The sequence below is a fragment of the Massilia sp. CFBP9026 genome, assembly GCF_034045165.1.
GTDB lineage: Bacteria > Pseudomonadota > Gammaproteobacteria > Burkholderiales > Burkholderiaceae_D > Telluria > Telluria arenae.
Genome location: NZ_JAXCWH010000006.1, coordinates 160,466 through 185,609 on the forward strand (window position 1 = coordinate 160,466; position 25,144 = coordinate 185,609).

General features: G+C 66.3%; 22 protein-coding genes. 13 read left to right on the plus strand and 9 right to left on the minus strand.

Features of this window, described 5'->3' with window-relative positions:
* Window positions 1–28: 28 nt before the first annotated feature.
* Entirely contained in the window at window positions 29–691 is a 663-nt protein-coding gene (locus SOM28_RS16200) for a response regulator (RefSeq protein ID WP_320468717.1), read from the minus strand.
* Window positions 688–2,184, minus strand: coding sequence for an ATP-binding protein (locus SOM28_RS16205; protein WP_183407306.1), 1,497 nt, complete (start codon window positions 2,182–2,184; stop codon window positions 688–690). The genes SOM28_RS16200 and SOM28_RS16205 overlap by 4 nt, the downstream gene beginning before the upstream one ends.
* A 261-nt stretch (window positions 2,185–2,445) precedes the next feature.
* On the opposite strand from SOM28_RS16205, the gene SOM28_RS16210 reads away from it, so the two are divergent.
* On the plus strand, window positions 2,446–2,790 hold the full coding sequence (locus SOM28_RS16210) for a KGG domain-containing protein (RefSeq protein ID WP_123067803.1): 345 nt from the start codon (window positions 2,446–2,448) through the stop codon (window positions 2,788–2,790).
* A 63-nt stretch (window positions 2,791–2,853) separates the two neighbouring features.
* On the opposite strand, the gene SOM28_RS16215 is transcribed toward SOM28_RS16210, so the two are convergent.
* Genes SOM28_RS16215 through SOM28_RS16235 form a run of 5 tightly spaced genes read right to left on the minus strand, consistent with a single transcriptional unit; the run spans window position 2,854 to window position 7,265 of the window.
* The gene (locus SOM28_RS16215; protein WP_320468718.1) at window positions 2,854–4,197 is read right to left on the minus strand and encodes a sulfite reductase subunit alpha; all 1,344 of its coding nucleotides are present in this window, start codon (window positions 4,195–4,197) and stop codon (window positions 2,854–2,856) included.
* On the minus strand, window positions 4,194–5,204 hold the full coding sequence (locus tag SOM28_RS16220; protein WP_320468719.1) for an FAD:protein FMN transferase: 1,011 nt from the start codon (window positions 5,202–5,204) through the stop codon (window positions 4,194–4,196). Before SOM28_RS16220 ends, SOM28_RS16215 begins: the two co-directional genes overlap by 4 nt.
* 5 nt (window positions 5,205–5,209) lie before the next feature.
* A complete protein-coding gene (locus SOM28_RS16225) occupies window positions 5,210–6,025 on the minus strand; it encodes a DUF4198 domain-containing protein (protein WP_320468720.1) in 816 nt (271 codons plus the stop codon).
* A gap of 29 nt (window positions 6,026–6,054) precedes the next feature.
* Window positions 6,055–6,567: a DUF2271 domain-containing protein gene (locus tag SOM28_RS16230; RefSeq protein WP_320468721.1), complete on the minus strand. Its 513-nt coding sequence runs from the start codon at window positions 6,565–6,567 to the stop codon at window positions 6,055–6,057.
* A 26-nt stretch (window positions 6,568–6,593) separates the two neighbouring features.
* Entirely contained in the window at window positions 6,594–7,265 is a 672-nt protein-coding gene (locus SOM28_RS16235) for a PepSY-associated TM helix domain-containing protein (protein ID WP_320468722.1), read from the minus strand.
* 309 nt (window positions 7,266–7,574) lie between these two features.
* Here SOM28_RS16235 and SOM28_RS16240 point away from each other — a divergent pair, with 309 nt between their 5' ends.
* The 6 genes from SOM28_RS16240 (at window position 7,575) to SOM28_RS16265 (ending at window position 15,667) form a co-directional block, all read left to right on the plus strand.
* Complete coding sequence (locus SOM28_RS16240) at window positions 7,575–10,430, plus strand: 2-oxoglutarate dehydrogenase E1 component (protein ID WP_320468723.1); 2,856 nt, start codon at window positions 7,575–7,577, stop codon at window positions 10,428–10,430.
* 129 nt (window positions 10,431–10,559) lie between these two features.
* The gene (gene odhB / locus SOM28_RS16245) at window positions 10,560–11,813 is read left to right on the plus strand and encodes a 2-oxoglutarate dehydrogenase complex dihydrolipoyllysine-residue succinyltransferase (protein ID WP_320468724.1); all 1,254 of its coding nucleotides are present in this window, start codon (window positions 10,560–10,562) and stop codon (window positions 11,811–11,813) included.
* A gap of 60 nt (window positions 11,814–11,873) precedes the next feature.
* Window positions 11,874–12,227, plus strand: a complete 354-nt coding sequence (locus SOM28_RS16250; RefSeq protein ID WP_123069662.1) for a PspC domain-containing protein — start codon at window positions 11,874–11,876, stop codon at window positions 12,225–12,227.
* A gap of 15 nt (window positions 12,228–12,242) precedes the next feature.
* The gene (gene lpdA, locus SOM28_RS16255) at window positions 12,243–13,679 is read left to right on the plus strand and encodes a dihydrolipoyl dehydrogenase (protein ID WP_320468725.1); all 1,437 of its coding nucleotides are present in this window, start codon (window positions 12,243–12,245) and stop codon (window positions 13,677–13,679) included.
* A gap of 180 nt (window positions 13,680–13,859) precedes the next feature.
* Window positions 13,860–14,957 (plus strand): cell division protein ZapE, encoded by a 1,098-nt coding sequence (zapE, locus tag SOM28_RS16260; RefSeq protein ID WP_320468726.1) that lies wholly within the window; start codon window positions 13,860–13,862, stop codon window positions 14,955–14,957.
* A 14-nt stretch (window positions 14,958–14,971) separates the two neighbouring features.
* Complete coding sequence (locus tag SOM28_RS16265; RefSeq protein ID WP_320468727.1) at window positions 14,972–15,667, plus strand: hypothetical protein; 696 nt, start codon at window positions 14,972–14,974, stop codon at window positions 15,665–15,667.
* A 7-nt stretch (window positions 15,668–15,674) separates the two neighbouring features.
* Here the strand turns inward: SOM28_RS16265 and SOM28_RS16270 are convergent, their stop codons facing one another.
* On the minus strand, window positions 15,675–16,460 hold the full coding sequence (locus tag SOM28_RS16270; protein ID WP_320468728.1) for a PP2C family protein-serine/threonine phosphatase: 786 nt from the start codon (window positions 16,458–16,460) through the stop codon (window positions 15,675–15,677).
* Between the two features lie 181 nt (window positions 16,461–16,641).
* Between SOM28_RS16270 and SOM28_RS16275 the strand changes: the two genes are divergently transcribed.
* A complete protein-coding gene (locus SOM28_RS16275; protein WP_005666222.1) occupies window positions 16,642–16,842 on the plus strand; it encodes a YdcH family protein in 201 nt (66 codons plus the stop codon).
* 31 nt (window positions 16,843–16,873) lie between these two features.
* The gene (gene yoaA / locus SOM28_RS16280) at window positions 16,874–18,922 is read left to right on the plus strand and encodes a DNA repair helicase YoaA (RefSeq protein WP_123070860.1); all 2,049 of its coding nucleotides are present in this window, start codon (window positions 16,874–16,876) and stop codon (window positions 18,920–18,922) included.
* Here yoaA and SOM28_RS16285 read toward each other — a convergent pair whose 3' ends face one another.
* A complete protein-coding gene (locus SOM28_RS16285) occupies window positions 18,923–19,897 on the minus strand; it encodes an NADPH:quinone oxidoreductase family protein (RefSeq protein WP_320468729.1) in 975 nt (324 codons plus the stop codon).
* A 177-nt stretch (window positions 19,898–20,074) separates the two neighbouring features.
* Between SOM28_RS16285 and SOM28_RS16290 the strand changes: the two genes are divergently transcribed.
* The 4 genes from SOM28_RS16290 (at window position 20,075) to SOM28_RS16305 (ending at window position 25,134) form a co-directional block, all read left to right on the plus strand.
* Entirely contained in the window at window positions 20,075–20,683 is a 609-nt protein-coding gene (locus SOM28_RS16290) for a toll/interleukin-1 receptor domain-containing protein (protein ID WP_320468730.1), read from the plus strand.
* Window positions 20,684–20,691: 8 nt separating this feature from the next.
* Window positions 20,692–23,151 (plus strand): tetratricopeptide repeat protein, encoded by a 2,460-nt coding sequence (locus tag SOM28_RS16295; RefSeq protein WP_123070863.1) that lies wholly within the window; start codon window positions 20,692–20,694, stop codon window positions 23,149–23,151.
* Window positions 23,152–23,533: 382 nt separating this feature from the next.
* Window positions 23,534–24,283: a 5'/3'-nucleotidase SurE gene (gene surE, locus SOM28_RS16300; RefSeq protein ID WP_123070864.1), complete on the plus strand. Its 750-nt coding sequence runs from the start codon at window positions 23,534–23,536 to the stop codon at window positions 24,281–24,283.
* Window positions 24,280–25,134, plus strand: a complete 855-nt coding sequence (locus SOM28_RS16305) for a protein-L-isoaspartate(D-aspartate) O-methyltransferase (RefSeq protein ID WP_320468731.1) — start codon at window positions 24,280–24,282, stop codon at window positions 25,132–25,134. Before surE ends, SOM28_RS16305 begins: the two co-directional genes overlap by 4 nt.
* Window positions 25,135–25,144: the final 10 nt, after the last annotated feature.

The window sequence follows — 25,144 nt, forward strand, 5'->3', positions numbered from 1 at the left end:
CCGAATGTGGAGAAAAAATGGAGACCAGTCAGAGATCGCAGCGGTAACCGAGTCCGTAGATCGAGCGGATCGGTTCCAGGCCGGGGGCTGCGGCGTCGATCTTGCGCCGCAGGTTCTTGACGTGGCTGTCGATGGCGCGGTCGGTGGCGTCGAGGTGGTCGGCCCTGGCCGCGTCGAGCAACTGGGCGCGCGACAGCACCTGGCCGGGACGGCGCGCCAGGGCGGCCAGGATCGCGTATTCGCTCGGCGTCAGTTCGAGCGTCTGGCCGTGGAGTGTGACGCGGCGTGCGGCTTCGTCCAGCGCCAGCACGGGCGCAGCCTCTGGCGGGCCGCTGCGGCGCAGGATGGCCTTGATGCGCGCCATCAGCTCGCGCGGGCTGAACGGCTTGCACAGGTAATCGTCGGCGCCCGTTTCCAGCCCCAGCAGGCGGTCGACTTCTTCCACCCGCGCCGTCACCATCACGATCGGCACGCCGGAGAAGGCGCGCACCGCACGGCACAGCGCCAGGCCGTCCAGGACGGGCAGCATCAGGTCGAGGACCACCAGGGCCGGCGGTGCGCGCCGGATCGCTTCAAGCGCCACGAGGCCGTTGCCGAACACGGCCGGCGCATAGCCCGCGGCCAGCGCGTAGTCGGCAATGACGGATGCCAGCTCGGGCTCGTCCTCGACGATCATGATGGCGAGGCTCATGCGGTTTCCTTTCCGTCCAGTGGCAGCGACACGGTCACGCGCAGGCCGCCCAGCGGCGAATGGGCGAAGGCGAGGGCCGCGCCTTGCGCCTCGAGCAACCGCCGGCACAGGGCCAGCCCGAGTCCGGCGCCGCCATGTTCACGGCTGCGCGAGGCATCGACCCGGTAGAAGCGCTCGGCCAGACGGGACAGCGCTTCGTCCGGCACGCCGGGCGCGCTGTCGTCGAGCAGCAGGTGCAGGCGGCCGGCGTCGGCATGCGCGGCGAGGCGCACGGCGCCGCCGGCGGTGGTATAGCGCAGGCTGTTCTCGAACAGGTTGGCCAATACCTGGCGCATGCGGTCCGGGTCGGCCAGCACCCGCGACGCCGTGGGCGCAGCGGCAATGTCGAGCGCGATCCCGGCCGCCTGGAAGCGCCCAGCAAAGGCGCCGGCCTCGCTTGCCGCCAGCGCCCACAGGTCGAGCACTTCGCGCCGACATTCGAGTGCGCCGACGTCGGCGCGCGCCAGCGCGTACAGCTCGTCGATCAGCCTGGTCAGGGACCTTACCTGGCGCCCCATGGCGTCGATGGCTTCCGGCGTGGCCTGGCGCACGCCGTCCTGGATCGCTTCCAGCTGGGCGCGCAATACGGCCAGCGGGGTGCGCAGCTCGTGCGAGGTATCCGCCACCCACTGGCGGCGCGCCGTTTCGGCGCCGTCGAGGCGCTCAGCCAGCACATTGAAATGGCGCGCCAGCGCGCCCAGTTCGTCGCTGCGCGCCTTCGGCAGGCGCACGCCGTAATCACCGGCGGCAAGTGTGGCGGCGCCGCGCGCGAGTTGGTCGATCGGATGCCGGAAGTGGCGCGCCAACAGGATCGCGGCCAGTGCGCTCAGCACGACGGCGACGGCGCCGATCAGCCACAGGCTGTGCTGCAGTTCGGACAGGAAGGCGTAGGCCATCGCGTCACTCGGCCGGTGGCTGCGCGCCACGCCGAGGTAGCCGACCGTCTGGCCATCGACCTCGATCGGGCGTCGCGCCAGCGGCAGCGTGCCGGGCTGGCGTCCGGCCAGGTAGCGGCCGGTGGCGTCGAGCAGGGTGATGCGCGTGTGCAGGTCCTGGGTGACGCCGGTCGGCGCGGGGGGCGGCAACGGCGGCAATGGTGGTGCTGGCGGCGCGGGAGGGACCGGGGCCACCGGCATGGCGGGCGGAGCGGGCGGCGCTGGCGCGACCGGCATGACCGGGGCGACGACACGACTCGTCTGGAGGCGCGCCAGCTCTTGCGTGATCCAGCCGCGCCGCGCATCGCCGCCAGGCACGAAAGTCCAGCCGCCATGGTCCCGGTACTGGCGCGCCACGGCATTCGACAAGCCGTCTAGCCGGTCGAGTTCGATGCCGACGGCGTAGTCGCCGAAACTGCCCAAGACCTTGTGCCGCAGTAATAAAACACCGGCGCCGGCCACCGTGAGAATAGCGAGCAGGACGGCGATGAAAAGACGGTGCCCGATGCCGATCTTCATATTGCCGCGAAGAGATAAGGATGTCTCGGCGTAGCCGATTTCTTCCGAAGAGCTTCCATTTTACTAATTATCATTCTACAAACTGGCAAATTCATATCTAATTTTTCTTTCAATATGCCAGTCCAGACGCATAGGCCAGTGGGGCAGACTCCTACAGGAGCACTGCCGGTTTTTGGTGTTCAGCGCGCCTTCAGGTGGCTACGATGGAGTCCTTCGAGTCAGCACTGCTGACATTCTGTTCACGATGAAAAGGAGTCAATCATGGCAAACAATTCGCGTAACAACAACCCACAGGGCAACAACCAGCACTCGCAGCAAGGCAATAGCCAGAGCGGTAACCAGGGCAACCAGGGTAGCGGAAAGCAAGGTTTCGCATCGATGGATCCGGAGCGCCAGCGTGAAATCGCCAGCCAGGGCGGCCGTGCATCGCATGGATCGAGCAACCAGCAGAGCGGCAACAACCAGGGCAGCCAGCAGAGCAACCTGAACCAGGGCAGCCAGCAAAGCGGCCGTAGCCAGGGCAGCCAGCAGAAGGGCGTCCAGGGTGGCACACCGGAACAACACGCCGAAGCAGGGCGTCAAAGCCACAAGAACGACAAGCGCTAACGCTGTCTTGGTACAGCAAGCTTGATCGATACCGCCGGCATTGCCGGCGGTTGTTCGTTCTGTCTAGTAGACGTCGCGCCGATAGCGTCCGTCAGACGTCATTGCCTCGACCGTATCGAGTCCGAGCGCCGACACCAGCACATAGTGCACGCCGCCGGCCATGCCTTGCAGGCTGCCGCAGACATAGATTGCAGCGCCATCCGCGACCCAACGGCGCAGTTCTTCCTGGTGCGCATTCACCAGGTGCTGCACATAGCGCGCCTGCCCCTCGTCGCGTGAAAACGCCAGGTCCAGCCGCGTCAGCATGTCGCCATCACGCCAGGCTTCCAGTTCCTCGCGGCATAGATAGTCATGAGCCGCATTGCGTTCGCCGAACAGCAGCCAGTTGCGGTCCGTGCCGGCATCGATGCGCGCCTTGAGCAGCGAACGCAATCCCGCCAGGCCGCTGCCGTTGCCGATCGCGATCAGCGGACGTCCCGCATTCGTGCCCAGCCGGAAGCGTGCATGGGCGCGCACGCGCAGGCGGATCGTATCGTTCTGGTCCGCGCACACGCACAGCCAGCCCGATGCCGCGCCCGGCGTGCCGTCCTCGCGCGTCTGCAAACGCACCAGCAGTTCGAGCCGGCCTTCGCTCGGCACCGAAGCAATCGAGTACTCGCGAGGATGGTCGGGGTCGAGCGGCGCGCTGAGCTGGGCCAGGTCGCCGGCTTCCCAGGCGGGCAGCAGGCCATCGCGCGGCACCAGGGCAATGCGGTACAGCGGCGCACCGGCGCTGCCGGGGTTCAGATGGATACGGCTGGCGATGCGCCATTCGCCGTAGGCCGGCGCTTCCCAGTCCGGCGCATCGCTGGTGCCGGCCAGGTGACTCAGTTGGTGCTGCCAGGCGGCCAGCGCCTCGGTCGCGCCGCGGTCGACGTCGATCCGGTCGAACAGCGGCGTGGCGCCGCGCTCGCGCAGCCAGGCGTCCAGCGCGCGGCCGAAGCCACAGTAATTGGTATACGTCGCGTCGCCCAGCGCCAGCACGCCGAAGTGCAACTGCGACAGGTCGAGCGCTTCGCCCATCGTATGGCCGGCGAAGCGCGCGCCGGTATCCGGCGCATCGCCTTCGCCATAGGTGCTGCAGATGAACAGCACGCGCGAGGCCGCGGCCAGCTGCGTGGCGTCGACGGTCGACATGCAGGCGGCGCGCGCGTCGAGGCCGCCCAGGGCGAGGGTGGCGGCGGTGCGTTCAGCCAGGAATTCGGCGCTGCCGGTCTGGCTGGCGTGGACCACGAGCCAGTCGGCCGCGCCGCCGCTGGCGGGGGTATGCGCCAGGCGGCTGCGCCAGATGCCGAGGCACATGGCGAGATAGACGCCGGACAGCGCGAGCGCGCCGCCCCAGCGCAAGGGTTCGATGGTCAGCATCATTGCAGTAAGGCGCGCCAGTTGCTGGACGTGGTGTCGACCAGGCCGCCCGGCGCGCGCACCAGGAAGCGCGCCGCGATGCCGCGCGCCTCGGCGAAGGCGAGGCCGTCGTCGGGACCCAGCACCGTGAGCGCGGTGGACAGCGCATCGGCCGCCATGCAGGTGGGCGCCAGCACCGTCACCGAGGCGACGCCATTGGCAACCGGATAGCCGCTGCGCGGATCGAGGGTGTGCGCGGCGCGCCGGGCGCCATGTTGAAAATAGCGGCGGTAGTCGCCCGAGGTGGCGATCGCCAGGCCGTGAAGGGCGACCACGGCCTGGGTGGTGGCGGCGTCGGCATCGGGGACGCCTTCGATCTCCACCCACCACGGTTCGCCACTGGCCTTGGCGCCGGCGCCGCGCAGCTCGCCGCCGGCCTCGACCACATAGTGGCGCACGCTGCGCTGTTCCAGGCAGCGCGCCATGCAGTCGACCGCATAGCCCTTGGCGACGGAAGAAAAATCGAGAAGGGCGCCGCCCGGCTGCAGCAGGCGGCGCGCGGCGCGGTCAAGCATAGGTTGACTGGCGCCGCGCTGCGCCAGCACGGCGCCGATCGCGGCAGCATCTGGCGCATAGAAGCCGGCCTGGTCGTAGCGCCGGGTGGCGCCGAAGCCCCACAGGTTCACCAGCTGCCCGCCGGCCGGATCGTAGGCGCCGCCGCTGTCTTCATGCACCCGCAGCGCGTAGTCGGCGACCTCGAAGAACTGCAACGGCAGCGCATGCCAGCTGCCGGCCGGGGCATGGTTGTAGCGCGACAGCAGGGAGTCGGGCTCCCAATGACTCATCTGCGCGACGATCTCGTCCAGTTCACGCTGCAGGGCAAGCGTCAGGGCGGCGCCGTCTGCGCCGGGCGGCAGCATCAGCCGCGCCGACCAGCCGGTGCCCATCGACGTGCCGGCAGTCGAGTAAAAGGTGCTGCCGCCGGGCGGCAGCGCCATATCGACTTCCAGCGGAACGAGAACGTCGCGCATCGTGCTTATTGCGGCAGGACTTCGAGCGTGGCCGCGTAGCTGTAGCGCTTGGCGCCCGGTTGCGGCTTGCCTTCGCCGAACGGAAAGCCGGCGCTGAGCCAGTACATATTCGCGGCCGGAACGGTGAACGAGGCTTCGCCCTTGGCGTCGGTGGTCAGGCGCTGTTCGCCCGACGCGCCGCGGTATTTGACGGTGCCCTGCACGATGCTGAAAGGCAGGTTGGCGACCGGCTTGCCATCGAGGTGGAAGCGCACGCGGATCGGCTCACCGACGCGCAGGTCGGACGGGTTGGTCAGCGGGATCATTTCCAGGCCTTCTCCGACCGGCTTCAGGGCGGTGTCGTTCTGCTTGTTGGCCGACACAAAGGTTTCATTGCGCGAGTGGACGGCGGTGGTCTGCACCTCGGTGGCGCCGGCGGGAATCGCCACCGCCGGGCTGCCCGCGGCGCCGCGGAAGCGCTTGGTCTCGCCGTTCAGCTTGTAGCTGCCCATCACGTTGTTGTTGACGATCGCCAGGCGATAGGTGCCGTCCTTCGGCAGGCGCAGGTCGAGCGTGCTGCGGTATTTGCCGACCACTGCGCCTTCGGCCTTGGCTTGCACGCCGTCCGGATCGGTGATCATCAGGTTGTCCAGGCGCAGCGGGTGGTGGTTGAACTCGAACACCTCGTTCGAGATCGCGGCGTCGATCGTGACCCAGGCTTCCTTCGAATCGACCATGGCGGTATTCGGCAGGATCCAAGCGCGGTGGGCCTGGGCCGTCATCGAGGCGCCGGCGAGCATCAGGCCGACGATGGCGGCTTTGTAGAATTTGTTTTGTTGCATGGTGTTCTCCTGATTGTGTGTAGTTATCGTTATTGGATCTGGAGCGACACGGCGCCCAGTTCTTCCTTGCCCGCCGCGTTCGCCGCCAGCTTGCCCTTGCCGGTCCAGGTGAACGGCACCTTGACCACTTCGCGTCCGCCCGCCTCGCGCGCCGCTTCCACCACCAGCTTGTATTCGCCGGCCGCCAGCTTGTCGATGCCGAATTTGGCGCCATCGAACTTCATGGTGTGGGTGCCGGGCGCGCGGGTGGCGCCGCTGACGCCGTCGATCGGCAGGGTGGCGTCGCGGCCCGCCTTGCGCCACCAGGTGCGCAAGTCCTTGACCCATTTCTCGCCGCCCTTGTCCTTCATCTTGACGTCGTACAGCACGGCCAGGTTGGACGCGATGCTCTGGTCGGCGCCCTCGATCCAGATCGCCACATAGGGCTTGTGATATTCGGCCACGTTCAGCTGCGGCACGTCGAACTTGACGGACAGGTCGGCGCCCATGGCCCAGCCCGATGCGAGCGGGAGGGTGAGGGCGAGCGAATGGGACAGTTTCATTCTTGGTCTTCTCTCAGGTTGATGGATCAGTGGACGAACAGGAGGGCCAGCACGATCGGCAACACGATGCCGAAACCGACCACCGGCCAGGTCGACGGCCGCTTGGCCGCGTGGTATTTCATGATCAAAAAGCCGGTAATGCAGAACACCACGCAGGCGACGGCGAAGATGTCGATGAACCAGCTCCACACCGCGCCCGTGTTGCGGCCCTTGTGCATATCGTTGAGCCACGAGATCCAGCCGCGGTCGGTCTTCTCGAACTCGGCGCTGCCGTCGACGGCGATGCGCAGCCAGGCGTCGCCGCCGGGGCGGGGCAGGGCGACGTAGGCGTCTTCCTCGCTCCATTCGGCGCGCTTGCCGCGCACGTCGACCGGGAAGGCGCTATTGGTCCAGTCCGCGATTTCGCTCGGCAGCGGCACTTCGGCGTCGACATGGTCTTCGGCATAGGCCTGCAACTGGGCCCGCAGCGGCTCGGGCAGCGTCGCCTTCAGGCGCGTGACGACGGGCTTGGCCTCGATCAGGGTGGCGTTATTCAGGGTCAGGCCGGTAAAGCTGAACAGCAGCATGGCCATCAGGCAGATGGCCGAACTGATCCAATGCCACTGGTGCAACTGCTTGAGCCACATGGCGCGGCTGGCGCCAGGCAGGGCGCTTTCAGTCGCGGCTTTATTCTTGAGGGGAGGTGCGGAAGAAGACATCCTTAAATGATAACGATTATCATTTACAGGGTCAACTCAGCAATGGAATTATTGCCAAAAGTGCGACGCAGAAAAACACATTTTGAAATAAATAATTTGTTCGACCAAGGTCTGCCTTGGTCAAGATCATGCGTTACAATAATGTGCGCAAATTGGCAGGATTTTGCACAAGTATTTTGGTACCGAACAGTCCTTCCCCCACAACTTGATGTCTTGAAGTGCAATCCGCTAACCGGTCAGGCCGTGTCGCGGAAGGTTTTAAACAACCCGCCCAAACCTCGCGAAGCGCGAAAAGAAAGGTGAGCAAGAATGATGCAACAATATAACGCCAACTCCTACCTGTTCGGCGGCAATGCCCCGTACGTGGAAGAGTTGTACGAGGCCTATCTGGATAATCCGACGGCGGTGCCCGAAAACTGGCGCGCCTACTTCGACCAGATGCAACACGTGCCGGCAGTCGACGGCTCGAGCCGCCCCGATGTGGTGCACTCCTCGGTGGTGGCCTCGTTCGCTGAACGCGCCAAGCAGGGTCCGATCCGTACCGTCGTCGCATCGGCCGACTCCGAACTGGGCCGCAAGCGCGTCGCCGTCACCCAGATCACCGCCGCCTACCGCTATCTCGGTTCGCGCTGGGCCAACCTGGACCCACTGCAGCGCCAGGAACGTCCACCTCTCCCAGAGCTCGATCCCGCCTTCTACGGCTTCACCGAAGCCGATCTCGACACCGTTTTCAATATCAGCAACACCTACTTCGGTCAGGAAACCGCGCCATTGCGCGACATCCTGAACATGTTGCGTGATACCTACACCCGTTCGATCGGCGCCGAGTTCATGTACATCAGCGATCCGACCGAAAAGCGCTGGCTGCAAGAGCGCCTGGAATCGATCCGCTCGACCCCGACCTTCAGCGGTGAAAAGAAAAAGCACATTCTCGAACGCCTGACGGCGGCCGAAGGCCTGGAACGCTATCTGCACACCAAGTACGTCGGCGCCAAGCGCTTCTCGCTGGAAGGCGGCGAATCGTTCATCGCGTCGATCGACGAAGTGATCCAGCGCGCCGGTGAAAAAGGCGTGCAGGAAATCGTTATCGGCATGGCCCACCGCGGCCGCCTGAACGTGCTGGTCAACACCCTGGGCAAGAGCCCGGCCGACCTGTTCGAAGAATTCGAAGGCAAGCACGCCGACGACCTGCCGGCTGGCGACGTCAAGTACCACCAGGGCTTCTCGAGCGATATCTCGACCCCGGGCGGCCCGGTTCACCTGTCGCTGGCGTTCAATCCGTCCCACCTCGAGATCGTCAACCCAGTGGTTGAAGGTTCGGTCAAGGCGCGCATGATGCGTCGCGGCGACAAGAAGGGCAAGGAAGTGCTGCCGATCCTGGTGCACGGCGACGCTGCGTTCGCCGGCCAGGGCGTGGTCATGGAAACCCTGAACCTGGCGCAGACCCGCGGCTACGGTACCGGCGGTACGGTCCACATCGTCATCAACAACCAGATCGGCTTCACCACGTCGGATCCGCGCGATGCGCGCTCGACCCTGTACTGCTCGGACGTCGTCAAGATGATCGAAGCGCCGGTGCTGCACGTGAACGCCGACGATCCTGAAGCCGTCGTGCTGGCCAGCCAGATCGCCCTCGACTACCGCGCCGAGTTCGGCAAGGACGTCGTGGTCGACATCATCTGCTACCGCAAATTGGGCCACAACGAGCAGGATACGCCAGCGCTGACCCAGCCGCTGATGTACAAGAAGATCGCCAAGCACCCGGGCACCCGCAAGCTGTACGCCGAGAAGCTGGCTGCGCAGGGCACCATCGAAGCCGACGGCGGCGACAAGCTGGTCGCCGCTTTCCGCGACGCCATGGACGCCGGCAAACACACGGTCGATCCGGTGCTGACCAACTTCAAGGGCAAGTACGCCGTCGACTGGGCGCCGTTCCTGAACAAGAAGTGGACCGACGCCGCCGACACCGCCGTGCCGGTCACCGAACTGAAGCGCCTGGCCGAACGCATCACCAAGGTCCCAGAGGGTTTCAAACCGCACTCGCTGGTTGAAAAAGTGCTGGCCGACCGCGCCGCCATGGGCCGTGGCGAAGTCAACCTCGACTGGGGCATGGGCGAGCACCTGGCCTTCGCCTCGCTGCTGGCCTCGGGCTACGCGATCCGCCTGTCGGGCCAGGACGCCGGCCGCGGCACCTTCGTGCACCGCCACGCCGTGCTGCACGACCAGAACCGCGAACGCTGGGACCAGGGCATCTACCTGCCGCTGGCCAATGTCTCCGACAACCAGGCCGACTTCACCGTGATCGACTCGGTGCTGTCCGAAGAAGCGGTGCTGGGCTTCGAATACGGCTTCTCGACCGCCGAACCGAACACCCTGACCATCTGGGAAGCCCAGTTCGGCGACTTCGTCAACGGCGCGCAAGTCGTCATCGACCAGTTCATCGCCTCGGGCGAAGTGAAATGGGGCCGCGCCTCGGGCCTGGTCATGATGCTGCCGCACGGCTACGAAGGCCAGGGTCCGGAGCACTCGTCGGCCCGTATCGAACGCTTCCTGCAACTGTGCGCCGACAACAATATGCAAGTGGTCCAGCCGACCACGGCTGCCCAGATCTTCCACCTGCTGCGCCGCCAGATGGTGCGCCAGTTCAGGAAGCCATTGGTGATCTTCACGCCGAAGTCGCTGCTGCGTAACAAGGACGCCGGTTCGTCGCTGACCGACCTGACCAAGGGCGGTTTCCAGACCGTCATCGGCGAATGCGACGACAAGATCGACGCAGGCAAGGTCAAGCGCGTGATCGCCTGCTCGGGCAAGGTCTACTTCGACCTGGTCAACGCGCGCAAGGCACGCAACAGCGCCGACACCGCGATCATCCGTATCGAGCAGATGTACCCGTTCCCGCACAAGTCGTTCGCTGCGGAACTGAAAAAGTTCCCGAACGCGACCGAAGTGGTGTGGGCGCAGGACGAGCCGCAGAACCAGGGTCCGTGGTTCCAGATCCAGCACAACATCTTCGAAGGCATGGAAGATGGCCAGCGCCTGGCCTACGCCGGTCGCGCCGCGTCGGCATCGCCGGCGGTGGGTTATGCGGACAAGCACATCGCTCAGCAGAAAGAACTGCTGGAGACCGCGTTCTCGAAGCTCAAGGGTTTCATCCTTACGAAGTAAGTCGCAAGGGCGCGCCGCACGTTATACGTGCGGCTCCTGACCAAGTAATTGGTCAGTAAGGTAAAACCACGGCCCCCGCGACCCGTGCGCGGGGGTACTTGCAAAGAATAATTACTGGAGTTTTAAAAAATGGCACAAATCGAAGTCAAGGTCCCTGTTCTGTCGGAATCCGTTGCTGAAGCAACCCTGCTGTCGTGGCACAAGAAAGTCGGCGAATCCGTGTCGCGCGACGAAAACATGATCGACATCGAAACCGACAAGGTGGTCCTGGAACTGCCAGCGCCAAGCGCCGGCGTGATCGTGCAACTGCTCAAAGCCGACGGCGCGACCGTCGTCGCCGGCGAAGTCATCGCCATCATCGATACCGAAGCATCGGCGCAGACCAGCCCGATCGCCGTCAAGGCCATCCCATCGGCAGCGCCAAACGCGCCGATCGACGCCGCACCAGCCGCTGCGCCGGCTGCTGATCAATCGAAAGCAGGCGTTGCCATGCCGGCCGCTGCCAAGATCCTGGCTGAGAACAATATCTCGGCGTCGAGCGTCGAAGGCTCGGGCCGCGACGGCCGCGTGACCAAGGGCGACGCCCTGGCCGCCGCAGCCGGCAAGCCGGCCGCAGCGCCTGCCGCCGCACCGAAGGCAGCCCTGCAGCAAGTCTCCGCACCGGCGCCAGCCAACCTGGGCGACCGTCCGGAAGAGCGCGTGCCGATGAGCCGCCTGCGCGCCCGTATTGCCGAGCGCCTGCTGCAATCGCAATCGACCAACGCCATCCTGACCACCTTCAACGAAGTGAACATGGCTCCGGTCATGGAACTGCGTAACAAGTACAAGGACAAGTTCGAGAAAGAGCACGGCGTCAAGCTGGGCTTCATGTCCTTCTTCGTCAAGGCTGCCGTTGCCGCGCTGAAGAAATACCCGATCCTGAACGCCTCGGTCGACGGCAATGACATCGTCTACCACGGCTACTTCGACATCGGCATCGCCGTCGGTTCGCCACGTGGCCTGGTGGTGCCGATCCTGCGCAACGCCGACCAGATGACGATCGCCGAAATCGAGAAGAAGATCGGTGAGTTCGGCCAGAAAGCCAAGGACGGCAAGCTGACCCTGGACGACCTGTCGGGCGGTACCTTCTCGATCTCGAACGGCGGCGTGTTCGGCTCGATGCTGTCGACCCCGATCATCAACCCACCGCAGTCGGCGATCCTGGGCGTGCACGCGACCAAGGACCGCGCCGTCGTCGAGAACGGCCAGATCGTCATCCGTCCGATGAACTACCTGGCAATGTCGTACGACCACCGCATCATCGACGGCCGCGAAGCCGTGCTGGGCCTGGTGGCGATGAAGGACGCGCTGGAAGATCCGGCCCGCCTGCTGCTGGACCTGTAATTCTCGTCAAGTGCCGGCGCCGCCATGGTGGCGCCGGCTTGCTGTTTGCCGGAGAACGCCATGTTGTCAGACGAAATCAAGCGGCTGCACGAGCTGCACCAGGCCGGCGCGCTGTCGGATGCCGAATTCGAGCAGGCCAAGGCGCGCATCCTGTCGGGTGCCTCGACCGTGAGTCTCAGCAAGGAACCGCCCACTACGGAGCGGATTTCCTTCGACCAGCACCGCGACGACCTGCTGAGCGGCCTGCGCCGTTCGCGGATCGACCGCTGGCTGGGCGGCGTGTGCGGCGGCCTGGCGCGCACCTACGGTCTCGAATCGTGGGTCTGGCGCCTGATCTTCGTGCTGTTCGTCCTGACGTTCGGCTTCGGCATCCTGATATACCTGCTGCTGTGGGTATTCATTCCGGAAGAATAAAAAGGAATCAAAGTAATGAGCGATAAACAATTTGACGTCGTCGTGATCGGCGGCGGTCCTGGCGGCTACATCGCCGCTATCCGCGCTGCCCAGCTGGGCTTCAAGACCGCCTGCATCGACGAGTGGAGCAACGCCGCCGGCAAGCCTGCCCCAGGCGGCACCTGCACCAACGTCGGCTGCATCCCGTCGAAAGCGCTGCTGCAATCGTCGGAACACTTCGAGCACGCCGGCCACGCCTTCGCCGACCACGGCATCAAGGTCTCGGGCCTCGAACTCGACCTGCCGACCATGCTCAAGCGCAAGGACACCATCGTCAAGCAGAACAACGACGGCATCCTGTTCCTGTTCAAGAAGAACAAGGTCACCTTCTTCCACGGCCGCGGCGCCTTCGCCGGCAAGGCGGAAGGCGACGCGGGCTACACCATCAACGTCAGCGGCCCGACCACCGACACCATCACCGCCAAGAACGTGGTCGTCGCGACCGGTTCGAACGCACGCCAGCTGCCGGGCGCTGAATTCGACGAGAAACTGATCCTGTCGAACACCGGCGCACTGGCGATCGACGCCGTGCCGGGTAAACTCGGCGTGATCGGCGCCGGCGTCATCGGCCTGGAAATGGGCAGCGTGTGGCGCCGTGTCGGCGCCGACGTCACGGTGCTGGAAGGCCTGCCGACCTTCCTGGGCGCGGTCGACGAGCAGATCGCCAAGGAAGCGCACAAGCTGTTCACCAAGCAGGGCCTGAAGATCAACCTGGGTTGCAAGATCGGCGCGATCACCAAGGGCGCCAACGACGTCACCGTGGAATACGCGGACTCGACCGGCGCCGCCTCGACGGCTGTCTTCGACCGCCTGATCATCTCGATCGGCCGCGTGCCGAACACCAACGGTCTCGGCATCGAGACCGTGGGCCTGCAGCTCGACGAGCGCGGCTTCGTGGTGGTCGACGACGAATGCCGCACCAGCCTGCCGGGCGTGTGGGCGGTGGGCGACGTCGTGCGCGGCCCGATGCTGGCGCACAAGGCCGAAGAAGAAGGCGTGGCGGTTGCCGAGCGCATCGTCGGCCAGCACGGCCACGTGAACTTCAACACCATCCCTTGGGTCATCTATACCTCGCCGGAAATCGCGTGGGTCGGCAAGACCGAGCAGCAACTGAAGGCCGAAGGCGTGCAGTACAAGGCCGGCACCTTCCCGTTCATGGCCAACGGCCGTGCGCGCGCGCTGGGCGACACCTCGGGCATGGTCAAGTTCCTGGCCGATGCCACGACCGATGAAATCCTGGGCGTGCACATCGTCGGCCCGATGGCCTCCGAGCTGATCTCGGAAGCCGTGGTCGCGATGGAGTTCAAGGCCTCGTCGGAAGACATCGCCCGCATCTGCCACGCGCACCCGTCGCTGTCGGAGGCGACCAAGGAAGCTGCGCTGGCAGTCGACAAGCGTTCGCTGAACTTCTGAGGCTGGACGGCTCTGCCGTCCGGTGTTCAACCGGCTCGAGAAAATAGCAATATGTAGGGTGGACGGCTCCGCCGTCCACGCGTTCAACCCGCGCGGGCATGGTCACCACCGTGGCGCCACGCCGTTCGTTGAACGCGTGGACGGGGGACCCGTCCACCCTACTTTTTTGGCAACTCCAATATGAACGTTCAAGAGTATTACCAGCACGCGCTGAACGAGCGCGGCTTCAAGTCCGACCCGGCGCAGCAAATGGCGGTCGACCGCCTGCAACAGGCGTACGACGACTGGGTCCACTACAAGGCCCAGCGGTCGTCCGCTTTCAAGCGCCTGATCAACCGGCCCGACGTGCCCAAGGGCATCTACATGTGGGGCGGGGTGGGGCGCGGCAAATCCTTCCTGATGGATTCGTTCTACCTGGTAGTGCCGGTGGTGCGCAAGACGCGCCTGCACTTCCACGAGTTCATGCGCGCCGTGCACGGGCAACTGGATGAACTGAAGGGCGTGGCCGATCCGCTCGACGAAGTGGCCAAGCGCATCGCCAAGAAGTATCGCCTGATCTGCTTCGACGAATTCCACGTCTCGGACATCGCCGACGCGATGATCCTGTACAACCTGCTCAAGGCCCTGTTCGACAACGGCGTGAGCTTCGTGATGACCTCCAATTACGAGCCGTCGACCCTGTATCCGGACGGCCTGCACCGCGACCGCATGCTGCCCACCATCGCACTGCTGCAGCAGAAGCTCGATGTGCTGAACGTCGACGCAGGCAACGACTACCGCAAGCGCGCGCTGGAGCAGGTCGAGGCCTATTACACGCCGCTCGACGCGGCGTCCGACAAGGCGCTGCGCGACGCCTATGCCAAGGTGGCCGATACCGCCGACGAAACGCCGGTGGTGACCATCGAAAAGCGCGAGATCCGCGCGCTGCGCCGCGCCGGCGGCGTGATCTGGTTCGACTTCGCCACCCTGTGCGGCGGTCCGCGCTCACAGAACGACTACCTGGAACTGGCCAGCCAGTTCCACACCGTGGTCCTGTCCGGCATCCCGGCGATGTCGGCGTCCCAGTCGTCCGAGGCGCGCCGCTTCACCTGGCTGATCGACGTGTTCTACGACCACAAGGTCAAGCTGATCATGTCGGCCGCGGTCGAGCCGGAAGAGCTGTACACCGCGGGCCAGCTGGCGAATGAATTCCACCGGACCGTATCGCGTATCATCGAGATGCAGTCGCGCGAGTACCTGCTCGCCGAAAGGCGCGGCGCGGCCGACGCCATTGCATGATCGAAAGGAACACCATGACAAGACAACCGATGCTGCGCCTTACCGCCATCGCCGCCTCCATCTCCCTGACGCTGCTGCTGGGGGCGTGCTCGAACACCGAGCTGGTGCAAGAGGAAACGCCGCCGGCGCCGACTACGTCGGCCGAGCAGGCAGAACAGCGCCTGGCCGCGGTCGCCGCGGAACGCGCCGCGATCGAGGCGCGCTATGCCGATCGCGAAGTGGTCTGCTACGATAAATTCTTCGTCAACCGCTGCCTGGACGAAGCCCGCGAAGTGCGGCGCGCGGCCCTGGTGACGCAGCGCGCGATCGAGATCGAGGCCTCGCTTTATCTGCGCCGCCTCAAGGTCGACGAGCGCGACAAGGCGATCGCCGAGGCCGACGCCGCCTATGCGCAAGAAGAAGCCAAGCTGGCGGCCGAGCCGCCGCCGGTGAAGGATCCGGCCGCCGCCGCGCTGCCGCCGCCGCGCACCAAGTCGGGCGAATCGCGCGTGCGCAGCCAGCAGCGCGCCCAGGAAAGCGCGGCGAACGCCGAGAAGGAAGCCGCCGAACGCGCGGCAAATGTCGCGGCCTATGAAGAGCGCCGCCGCAAGTCGGAAGAGCGCCAGAAGGAAGTGGCGCGCCGCGTGGCCGAACGCGAAGCCAAGGCCGCCCAGCGCGCGGCCGACGAGGCCAAGCGCGCCAACGGCAACGGACCGGCGCCGACCAACTAAGGCTCGATCACCTCGGGCCGGTGAAGGACCCATCCTGGGCCGGCTTGACCAGCTTCACGATGGCCATGGTGCAGTTGCCGCCTTTGCCTTGCGAGCGTTCGGTGGCCTTGTTGATGAGCATCTCGGACGCCTGGCGCGGCGTGGTCTTGGCGGTCACGGCCGCCAGCTCGGCGTCGGTGAAGAAATGCCACAGGCCGTCCGAGCACAGCAAGAAGCTGTCGCCCGCCGCCAGGCCGGTGTGGCTGCCGGTCGTGACGAAGGGTTCCTTGCGGCTGTTTCCCAATACATTGAGCAAGAGCTTGGAGCGGCGGTGGTTGCGCGCCGCGTCCGGCGGCAGGCGGTCGCTGCCCACCAGGTGCTCGACGTAGGCCGTGTCGCTGGTGCGCACCGCGCACTTGCCGTGCTCGAAGCGGTACAGGCGCGAATCGCCCACGTGGGCCCAGACCGCCTCGCCGTGCGGGCTGATCACCAGGCCGACGAAGCTGGCGTGGCCCTCCGCCTGCGTAGCCACGGCGTTCATCTTGATCACCGTGTGGGTCTCGCTGATCATCTCGTGCAGCAACTGGGCCAGGCGCTCGATGCCGGGGTGGTCGCCGGGCTTGAAGGCGTCGAAGACCTGGCGCGCCGTGTGCAAGACCTGGTCGGCCCCGGCCGGGCTGGCGACCCCGTCCGACAGCACCGCCAGCACGTAGCCGGGCGCGCGGGCGCCGGTGAACAGGGCGGCGCGGTCGTTCTGCTGGGGGCGGTTTCCGATATGTTGCGCGGTGCCCGCTTCGATCTTGTAAGAAGTCATAAATCCGTGTTTTCCGGGACGCTAACGCCATTCTTTGTTGGCGGCAACCTCCGCCTCGATTAAACTATGCACTGAGAAGCCACCAGCTTGCAAGTTAATCTTGTAGCAACAATGCAGCAACATCCGGAGCGCCCGCCCTGGCCGGCGCTTTTCGCCATTCTTTCCCGTAATTGCATCCACTATGACCGACGTCCAGGACATCCAGCGCCGTATTATCGAACTCGATGTGGAACACCGCGACCTCGACGCGGTGATCTCCCTGTTGACGGCGGACGGTCATGCCGACCAGTTACAACTGCGCCGCCTCAAGAAGCGTAAACTGCAGCTCAAAGATCATATTACGCTGCTGAAGATGCAGCTGGTACCCGATATCCCCGCCTGATTCATTCCCAGGCTCAACGAAACCACGTATTTTGACCGACCAACTTTCTGCTTCTCCGGATGCGGTGGAGACTATTGCTCCCGCAGCCCCGGAAACCCAGGCTCCCGCCGGCAAGTACGACGCCGACGTCGACCGCCTGTTCGGCGCCGGCGGCCCGCTCGCCCCGGCCGTCGGCACCTTCAAGCCGCGCCAGTCGCAGACCGAGATGGCCAAGGCCGTGGCCCAGGCCATCGCCGACCAGCAGGTGCTCATGGCCGAGGCCGGAACGGGCACGGGCAAGACCTTTGCCTACCTGGTGCCGGCACTGCTGTGGGGCGGCAAGACTATCGTCTCGACCGGCACCAAGAACTTGCAAGACCAATTGTTCCTGCGCGATATCCCGACCGTGCGCGCCGCCTTGCGCGCGCCGGTCTCGGTCGCCCTGCTCAAGGGCCGCTCGAACTATGTCTGCCACTTCCATCTCGAACGTACCTTGCAGAACGGACGCCTGACCTCGCGCGACGACGTCGGCCACCTGCGCGAGATTTCGCGCTTCATCAAGATGACGAGCTCGGGCGACAAGGCCGAGCTGGCCAAGGTGCCCGAGACCGCCACCGTGTGGAACCTGGTCACCTCGACCCGCGACACCTGCATGGGCGCCGAGTGCCAGTACTACCAGGATTGCTTCGTGATGAAGGCGCGCAGGGAAGCGCAGCAGGCGGACGTGGTGGTGGTCAACCACCACCTGTTCTTCGCCGACGTGGCGCTGAAGGATACCGGCGTGGCCGAGCTGCTGCCCTCGGCCAATACCATCATCTTCGACGAGGCGCACCAGCTGCCCGACGTCGCGACCCTGTTCTTCGGCCAGTCGGTGTCGACCTCGCAAGTGCTGGAACTGTGCCGCGACGTGCTGGCCGAGGGCCTGGCCCATGCGCGCGGCGGTCCGGACTGGGCCAAGGTGGTGACCGTGGTCGAAAAGGCCGCGCGCGACCTGCGCCTGTCCTTCGGCGACGGCAACCTGCGCCTGTCGCTGCCGCAGATCATGCCGACGTCGCAGTTCTTCCCGGCCCTGGACAAGCTGAAAGAGGAAATCGCCGGCATGATCACGGTGCTGGAAGAAAACGCCGCGCGCGCTGAAACCATCGAGGCCTGCCGCCTGCGTGCGCACGAGCTGGCTGCCTCGTTCGACGGCTGGAAGCCCGACCACAAGGCGCCGGCCAACGAGCAGGCCGTGCTGTGGGCCGAGGCCTTCTCGTCCTCGCTGCAATTGCACAAGACGCCGCTGTCGATCGCGCCGATCTTCACCAACCAGCGCGAAGGCACGCCGCGCAGCTGGATCTTCACCTCGGCCACGCTGGCGGTGAAAAACGACTTCAAGCATTTCTCCGATCAGCTCGGATTGACCGGCGAGCCGGCCAAGACCTGGCCCAGCCCCTTCGACTACGAGAACCAGGGCATCCTGTACGTGCCGACCGGCTTGCCCGAGCCGCAGGCGGCTGTGTACACCGACGCCGTGGTCGATGCCGCCTTGCCGGTGATCGAGGCGGCCGGTGGCCGCACCTTCTTCCTGTGCACGACGATTCGCGCGGTCAATAAAGTGGCCGAGCGCCTGCGCACCGAGTTCGCCGAACGTGGCTGGGATTTCCCGCTATTCGTGCAAGGCGAGCGCGGGCGCACCGAACTGCTCGATTCCTTCCGCAATGCCGGCAATGCGGTGCTGGTCGGCAGCCAGAGCTTCTGGGAAGGCGTCGACGTGCGCGGCGAGGCGCTGTCGCTGGTGATCATCGACAAGCTGCCGTTCGCGCCGCCCGACGATCCGGTGCTGGCCGCGCGCATCGAGGTGATGGAAAAGCAGGGCATGAACGGCTTCATGCACCACCAGCTGCCCGAGGCGATCATCACCCTCAAGCAGGGCGCCGGACGCCTGATCCGCGACGTCGACGACCGCGGCGTGCTGATGATCTGCGATCCGCGCATCATCACCAAGCCCTATGGCCGCCGCATCTGGCAGAGTTTGCCGTCGTTCAAGCGCACCCGGGTGCAGGAAGAAGTGATCCAGTTCTTCCGGCCGGTCGAAGAGGCGGACGAGAGCGCCGCCTGATCAGGGCACGATCACGACCTTGCCGATGACCTTGCGCGCCGCCATGTCCTGCAGCGCCTGCGCGGTGTCGGCAAGGCGGTAGCGTGCCGACACCAGCGGCTTCAGTTTTCCTTCCGATATCCAGCCGGTGATGCGCGCCATCGCCGCCAGGTGCGCCTCCTGCTCCTTGCGGGTAAAGTCGCCCCAGAACACGCCCACCACCGACGCCCCTTTCAGCAGCATCAGGTTCCATGGCAGGCGCGGGATCTCGCCGGCAGCGAACCCCACCACCAGATGCCGCCCGCGCCAGGCGATCGAGCGCAGCGCCGGCTCGCTGTACTTGCCGCCGACCGGGTCGTAGATGACGTCCGGACCATTGCCGTCGGTGGCGGCGCGGATCGCTTCGCGCAAGTCCTCGGTTTCATAATTGATCAGCACGTCGGCGCCGTGCGCCTTGCACGCCGCCAGTTTCTCGTCGCTTGACGCGGCCGCGATCACGCGCGCGCCGAGGGCCTTGCCGATCTCGATCGCCGCCAGTCCCACGCCGCCGGCCGCGCCCAGCACCAGCATCGTTTCGCCCGCCTGCAAGGCGCCGCGGTCGGCGACCGCGTGGTACGAGGTGCCGTAGGTGAGCGTGATGGCGGCGGCGACGTCGAAGTCCATATCGTCCGGCATGGGAAGGAAGGCGCTGCTTGGTGCGACGGCCTGCTCGGCGAAGGCGCCGGTGCGGGTGAAACCGATCACGCGCTGGCCGGGAACGAAGCCGTCCACGCCGGCGCCGACCGCGCGCACCACGCCCGCGAACTCATTGCCCGGCGTGAAGGGGAGGGGAGGACGCACCTGGTACTTGCCCTGGACCGTCAGCACGTCGGGGAAGTTGACGCCGGCCGCCTTCACGTCCACCACGACGTCGCCAGGGCCGGCGACCGGCTCCGGCAAGTTGTCGAGCACCAGGCTGTCTGGCGGTCCCCAAGCGGTGCAGCGTACGGCTTTCATTGCTTCCTCACAGTTTATTGGCGCAGTTATTGGCGGGGCGAATTATGCCTTAAGAAAGAGAGCGAATCTTCGTCGGCAAGGCCCGTGTCCGCTTGTCCGTCCGCAAAGCCGGCGGGGGGCTGCGCGCTAGAGTCTTGGGATGTGGACGCCGCGCGCGCCCAGCACAAGAGGACAAGCATGGCAATCCGTTACGGTTGTTTCTTCAGTTATGCCCACGGCCGGCACGCGCTGATGCAGCGCTTCAAGTCGGCCCTGGCCGACGCCCTGCGCTGCTATCTCGAACCCTACTTCGACAACGAAGACGAACTGTTTATCGATACCGAGCAGCTGGGCGGCGGCGACGATCTGGACAGCAAGATCGCACGCGCCATGTGCGAGAGTGTCTGCATGATCCTCATCTACACGCCCAAGTACGAGGCCCACGCTTACACGCGGCGCGAGTACGAGGCCATGCGCCTGATCGAAGCCGAGCGCGGCAAGTGGTACACGCTGCCGAGCCGCCTGATCATCCCGGTGGTCATGACGCGCCACCCCGAATCGCTGCCGCCCCAGATCAGCGATGCGCGCTTCTACGTCGACTTCTCGCACTACACGATGGCCACGCCCGATCTCATGTCGAATCCAGACTTCTTGCCGGACATTGACAAGATGGTCAAGCGGATCGCAGCCCATTATGCATGTCAAAAAAAGCATACCCCACTCGACCACGACTGCAACCAATTCGTGCTTCCCGCTGTCCCACCAGAATGGCGCGATGTTCCAGAACTGACGTTTCCAAAAGAATGAGGAGCCATATGGACCAACAAGGTATCTCGCTCCCGCCGCTGGCCATGCCCGGCGCGGTGACGAGCTTCTATGCCTACGAGGGCGGCGCGGCGCGCAATGCCGTGCTGGCGGCGCTGGCGCTGCAGCTGGCGGGTGGGGACGCCGAGGCGCCGGTGCTGGTGATCGACTGGGATCTCGAGGCGCCGGCGCTGCACTGCCATTTCGCGGTGCCGGCCGATGAACCGTTTGCCGTCATGCCTGTCTCCGTGCATGCTGCCGACAACGACGCGGGCGACGCGGCCCGGCCCGGCCTGCTCGAATTCTTCGAGGCCTGCCGCGCCCGGCTGCGCAACACCGCCGGCCGCGGCGAGGAACTGGCCGACCGCGTGATCGACGGCGTCGGCTGGCAGGCCTATCTCGAACGCGCCGACGGCCGCCGTCCGCTCTACCTGCTGCGCGCCGGGCGCTTCGACGACAGCTATGCCGAACGCGCCGGCCGGCTCGACTACCCAGCCCTGTTCGACGCCTGCCCGGCGCTGTTCCGCCGCTTCGCGGCGCGCCTGGCGCAGCATTTCGGCCACGTGCTGGTCGCCACCGCCGCCGGGCGCTCGGCCGCCGTCAGCGTGTGCACAACCCTCGTACCCGACCGCCTGGTGGGCCTGTTCACGCCGGCGCCGGGCAGCATCGAAGGCATCGAAGGCGTGCTGCGGCGTGCCATCGATTACCGCTGCACCCATGAAGACGAACAGCGCCCGCTCCTGCTCTATCCGCTGGCCTGCAGCGCCGACGGCGCGCGCAGCGATCCGCATGCGCGCTGGCGGCGCGGCGACGTGCGCCATGGCCTGCCTGGCTACCAGCCGCGCTTCGAGGCGCTGCTGCGCGCCAGCTACGGCTGGTCGCGCGTCAACCTCGACAGCTGGTTCGACGAGACCCAGCTGGCGCTGGCCGACGCCCTGTCCACCGCCGGCCCGGCCGGCGACCGCCGTGCGCTGGCGCGCCATGCGGCGCTGCTGGCCGAATGGCTGGCGCCAGGGAGCTTCCCCTGGCAGTCGCTGGCCGAAGTGCGCCTGCGCGCCGCGGTAGTGCAGGCGCGCCGGCTGGGCGGCGGCGACGAGATCGGTTCGCCGCAGCTGGCCGACCACCTCGTCCGGTTGGGCGAACTGTGCCGCCGCGAGCGGCGCCGCGACGAGGCCCGCGCCTGTTTCGAAGAAAGCCTGGTGCTGCGCGAGCGCCTGCTCGGCGACGACCATGCGGCCACGCGACTGGGCCGCGCCGTGCTCGCCGCGCTCCTGCTCGACAGCGGCGCTGTGCAAGAGGCGCGCCGCCACTACGACCTGCTGGTCCAGGCCTGCGCGCGCAAGGCCGGCGCCGAAGCCGCCGAGACGCTGGCGGCGCGCTCGCAGCTGGCGCGGGTGCTGGCCGCGCTGGGCGAGGGCGAACGGGCGCTGGCGCTGCACGAACAGGTGGTGTCTACCTGCGAACGCGCACTTGGCGCCGAACACCTGGTCACGCTCGACTGCCTCGAAGACCTTGCCCACAGCCTGGTGCAGCAACGCGAACTCGAACGCGCCCGCATCGTGCTCGAACGGGTGCTCGACGCCCGTCGCCAGCGCCAGGGCGGCGAGCATGCCGACACCCTGCGCTGCGGCCAGCGGCTGGCGCTGCTGCTGGGCGAGACGGGCGAACTGGGCAACGCGCGGCGCATGCTCGAATCGGTATTGCGGGCCCGCGAACGGCACGACGGCCTGGACGCCGCAGGCACGCTGTCGGCGCGCGAGGCGCTGGCCGAGATCCTGGCCGCCCAGGGCGACCTGGCGGCGGTGCGCAGCATCCAGGAATCGCTGGCGCGTACGCGCGAGCGGCACCTCGGGGCCGGCCATCCCGAAACGCTCAATATGCAGCTGCGGCTGGCCTCGACCCTGGGCCAGCAGGGCGAGGCCGAAGCCGCGCGCCGCCTGCGCGAACAGGTGGCCGAGTTGCGCCAGCACTTGCGCGAAGTCGAAGGCGCGCCGGCGACCGGTGGCGCGCCGGACGATGCCGTGCAGGCGCAGATGCTGGAGCGGATGCGGGCCCAGACCAGGGCGTCAGCCGCCGGAATGCTCCCGGACGACGTGGGGACTACCCCGCCGTCCCAGCCTGCGGCGGACGGCGTTGCAGCGCGCGGCCAGCACGCGCATGCGGCCTCGCGCGAGCATGCCGAGACCGGCCACGCGGCCGACAACCTGGGGCACAAGCTGACCCAGTTGCAGAGCCTGATCGACAGCAGCAGTCCGGGCGAGGCCAGGGCGCTGGCCGACAGCCTGCGCACCTCGGTGCTGAGGCCCAGCGCCGCCCATCCGCTGCGCCGGCGCGGCGCTGCGATGATCAAGCAGGTCTATCTACAAGAGGGCGACAAGGATGCGCTGCTGTCCTTCACCCAGGACGAAGTGTCGCTGCTCGAAGGAGCCTTGATCGAGGCGGCGCGCGACAATCCGATGGCAATGCGCTGACGGCGCTGCGCCGGCCTTGACGCCCGGCGCCGCTCCGGGCAAGTGCTTACGCTAGCGTTCGTATGCCAGCTCTCTTATGCCGGCGCCCGTATGCCGGCGCCCGTATGCGGCGCCCGTATGCCAGCGCTCGCCGGCCTCGCATCTGCCTGCGCTGACTGGCCATCACTTTCCCACGCCACGCCAGACTTACCCTGCTGACAAACAACTTGTAAAGACGGCATTGCCCGATTCCAGTCGAGCTTGTCAGCCTGTCCAGTAAACTGTCGCATGACCGCTTCACTGTTATCAGGCGGTCCATCGATCGTCCCGGATTATGAAATCCGGGCGTGAATTTCTGCTGCCGGGCGTCGATACGGGCGTTGCTTCAGGTAAAATCTCCGCCATGCGAATCTTGATCAGTAACGATGATGGTTATCTGGCGCCTGGGCTGCAGGCGTTGGCGGACGCGCTCGCGCCGATCGCCGACATCGTCGTCGTCGCACCTGACAGCAATCGCTCGGGCGCCTCGAATTCGCTGACCCTGGACCGGCCGCTGTCGGTCTACAAATCGGCCAACGGCTTCTATTTCACCAATGGCACGCCGACCGACTGCGTGCACATCGCCCTGACCGGCATGTCCGATGCGCCGCCCGACCTGGTGGTTTCCGGCATCAATAATGGCCAGAATATGGGCGACGACACCCTGTATTCCGGCACCGTCGCCGCCGCCACCGAAGCCTTCCTGTTCGGTCTGCCGGCGATCGCCTTCTCGCAGGTGCACGGCGGCTGGGCCCACGTCGATTCCGCCGCCCGGGTGGCGCGCGACATCGTCGAGCGTTTCGCCGCCGGCGGTTTCGACATGCTGCCCAAGCCTTTCCTGCTGAACGTGAACATCCCGAACCTGCCGTATGAGGAGATCGGCCCGCTGACGCCGACCCGCCTCGGACGCCGGCACCAGGCCGAGCCCGTGATCCGCGCAGAGGATCCGCGCGGCCGCGAGATCTTCTGGATCGGCGCCCCCGGCGCCTGCCGCGATGCGGGCGAGGGCACCGACTTCCACGCGACCGCGCAGGGCCGCGTGTCGATCACGCCGCTGCAGATCGACCTGACCCACAAGACCCAGCTGGCGCTGCTCGCGGGAGGCCTGGCATGAAGGATGCGCGACCGAATTTCCCGCTGCCGCTGTCGTCGGTGACGAGCGGCGTGCGCAAGCCCGGCACGCCGGCGCCGGTGCAGACGCCGCAGACCGCCACCCGCAACGCCACTACCTATATCGGCGCCAGGACGCCGCCGTCCCCAGGCCCGGCGCCACGCGCGCCCAGCTATGTGCAGGTGACGAGCAGCGCGCCGCCCGCCCAGCGTTCCGACCTGGCGGCCAGCGAGGCGGTGCGCCGCGCGATGGTGGGCCGCATCGCGCGCCAGGGCGTGAGCGACCCGAAGGTGCTGATGGCGATGGAGACCGTGCCGCGCCACCTGTTCATCGAACCGGCCATGTCGGGCCAGGCGTATGTCGACGCCTCGCTGCCGATCGGCCATAACCAGACGATTTCCCAGCCGTATATCGTCGCCCGCATGATCGAAGCCATGCGTGCTGGCGGCGAGCTGGGCAAAGTGCTCGAAATCGGCACCGGCTGCGGCTACCAGGCCGCGGTCCTGTCCTTCGTCGCCAAGGACGTGTATTCGATCGAGCGCATCAAGCCCTTGCACGAGCTGGCGAAGACCAATCTGCGGCCGCTGCGGATATCGAACCTGCGTTTGCAGTATGGGGATGGTATGCTAGGCTTGCCGCAGGTCGCGCCTTTCGATGGCATCATCCTCGCCGCCGCCGGGCTCGAGGTGCCGCGGGCCTTGCTCGAGCAGCTGGCCATCGGCGCGCATCTCGTGGCGCCGGTCGGCGCCCAGGTGCAGCATCTGCACCGTATTACCCGCACCGGCAAATCCGAGTGGACCAGCGAAACGCTGGAAGCGTGCCACTTCGTGCCGCTGCGCCCAGGCACCATCTAAAACCCAAGAA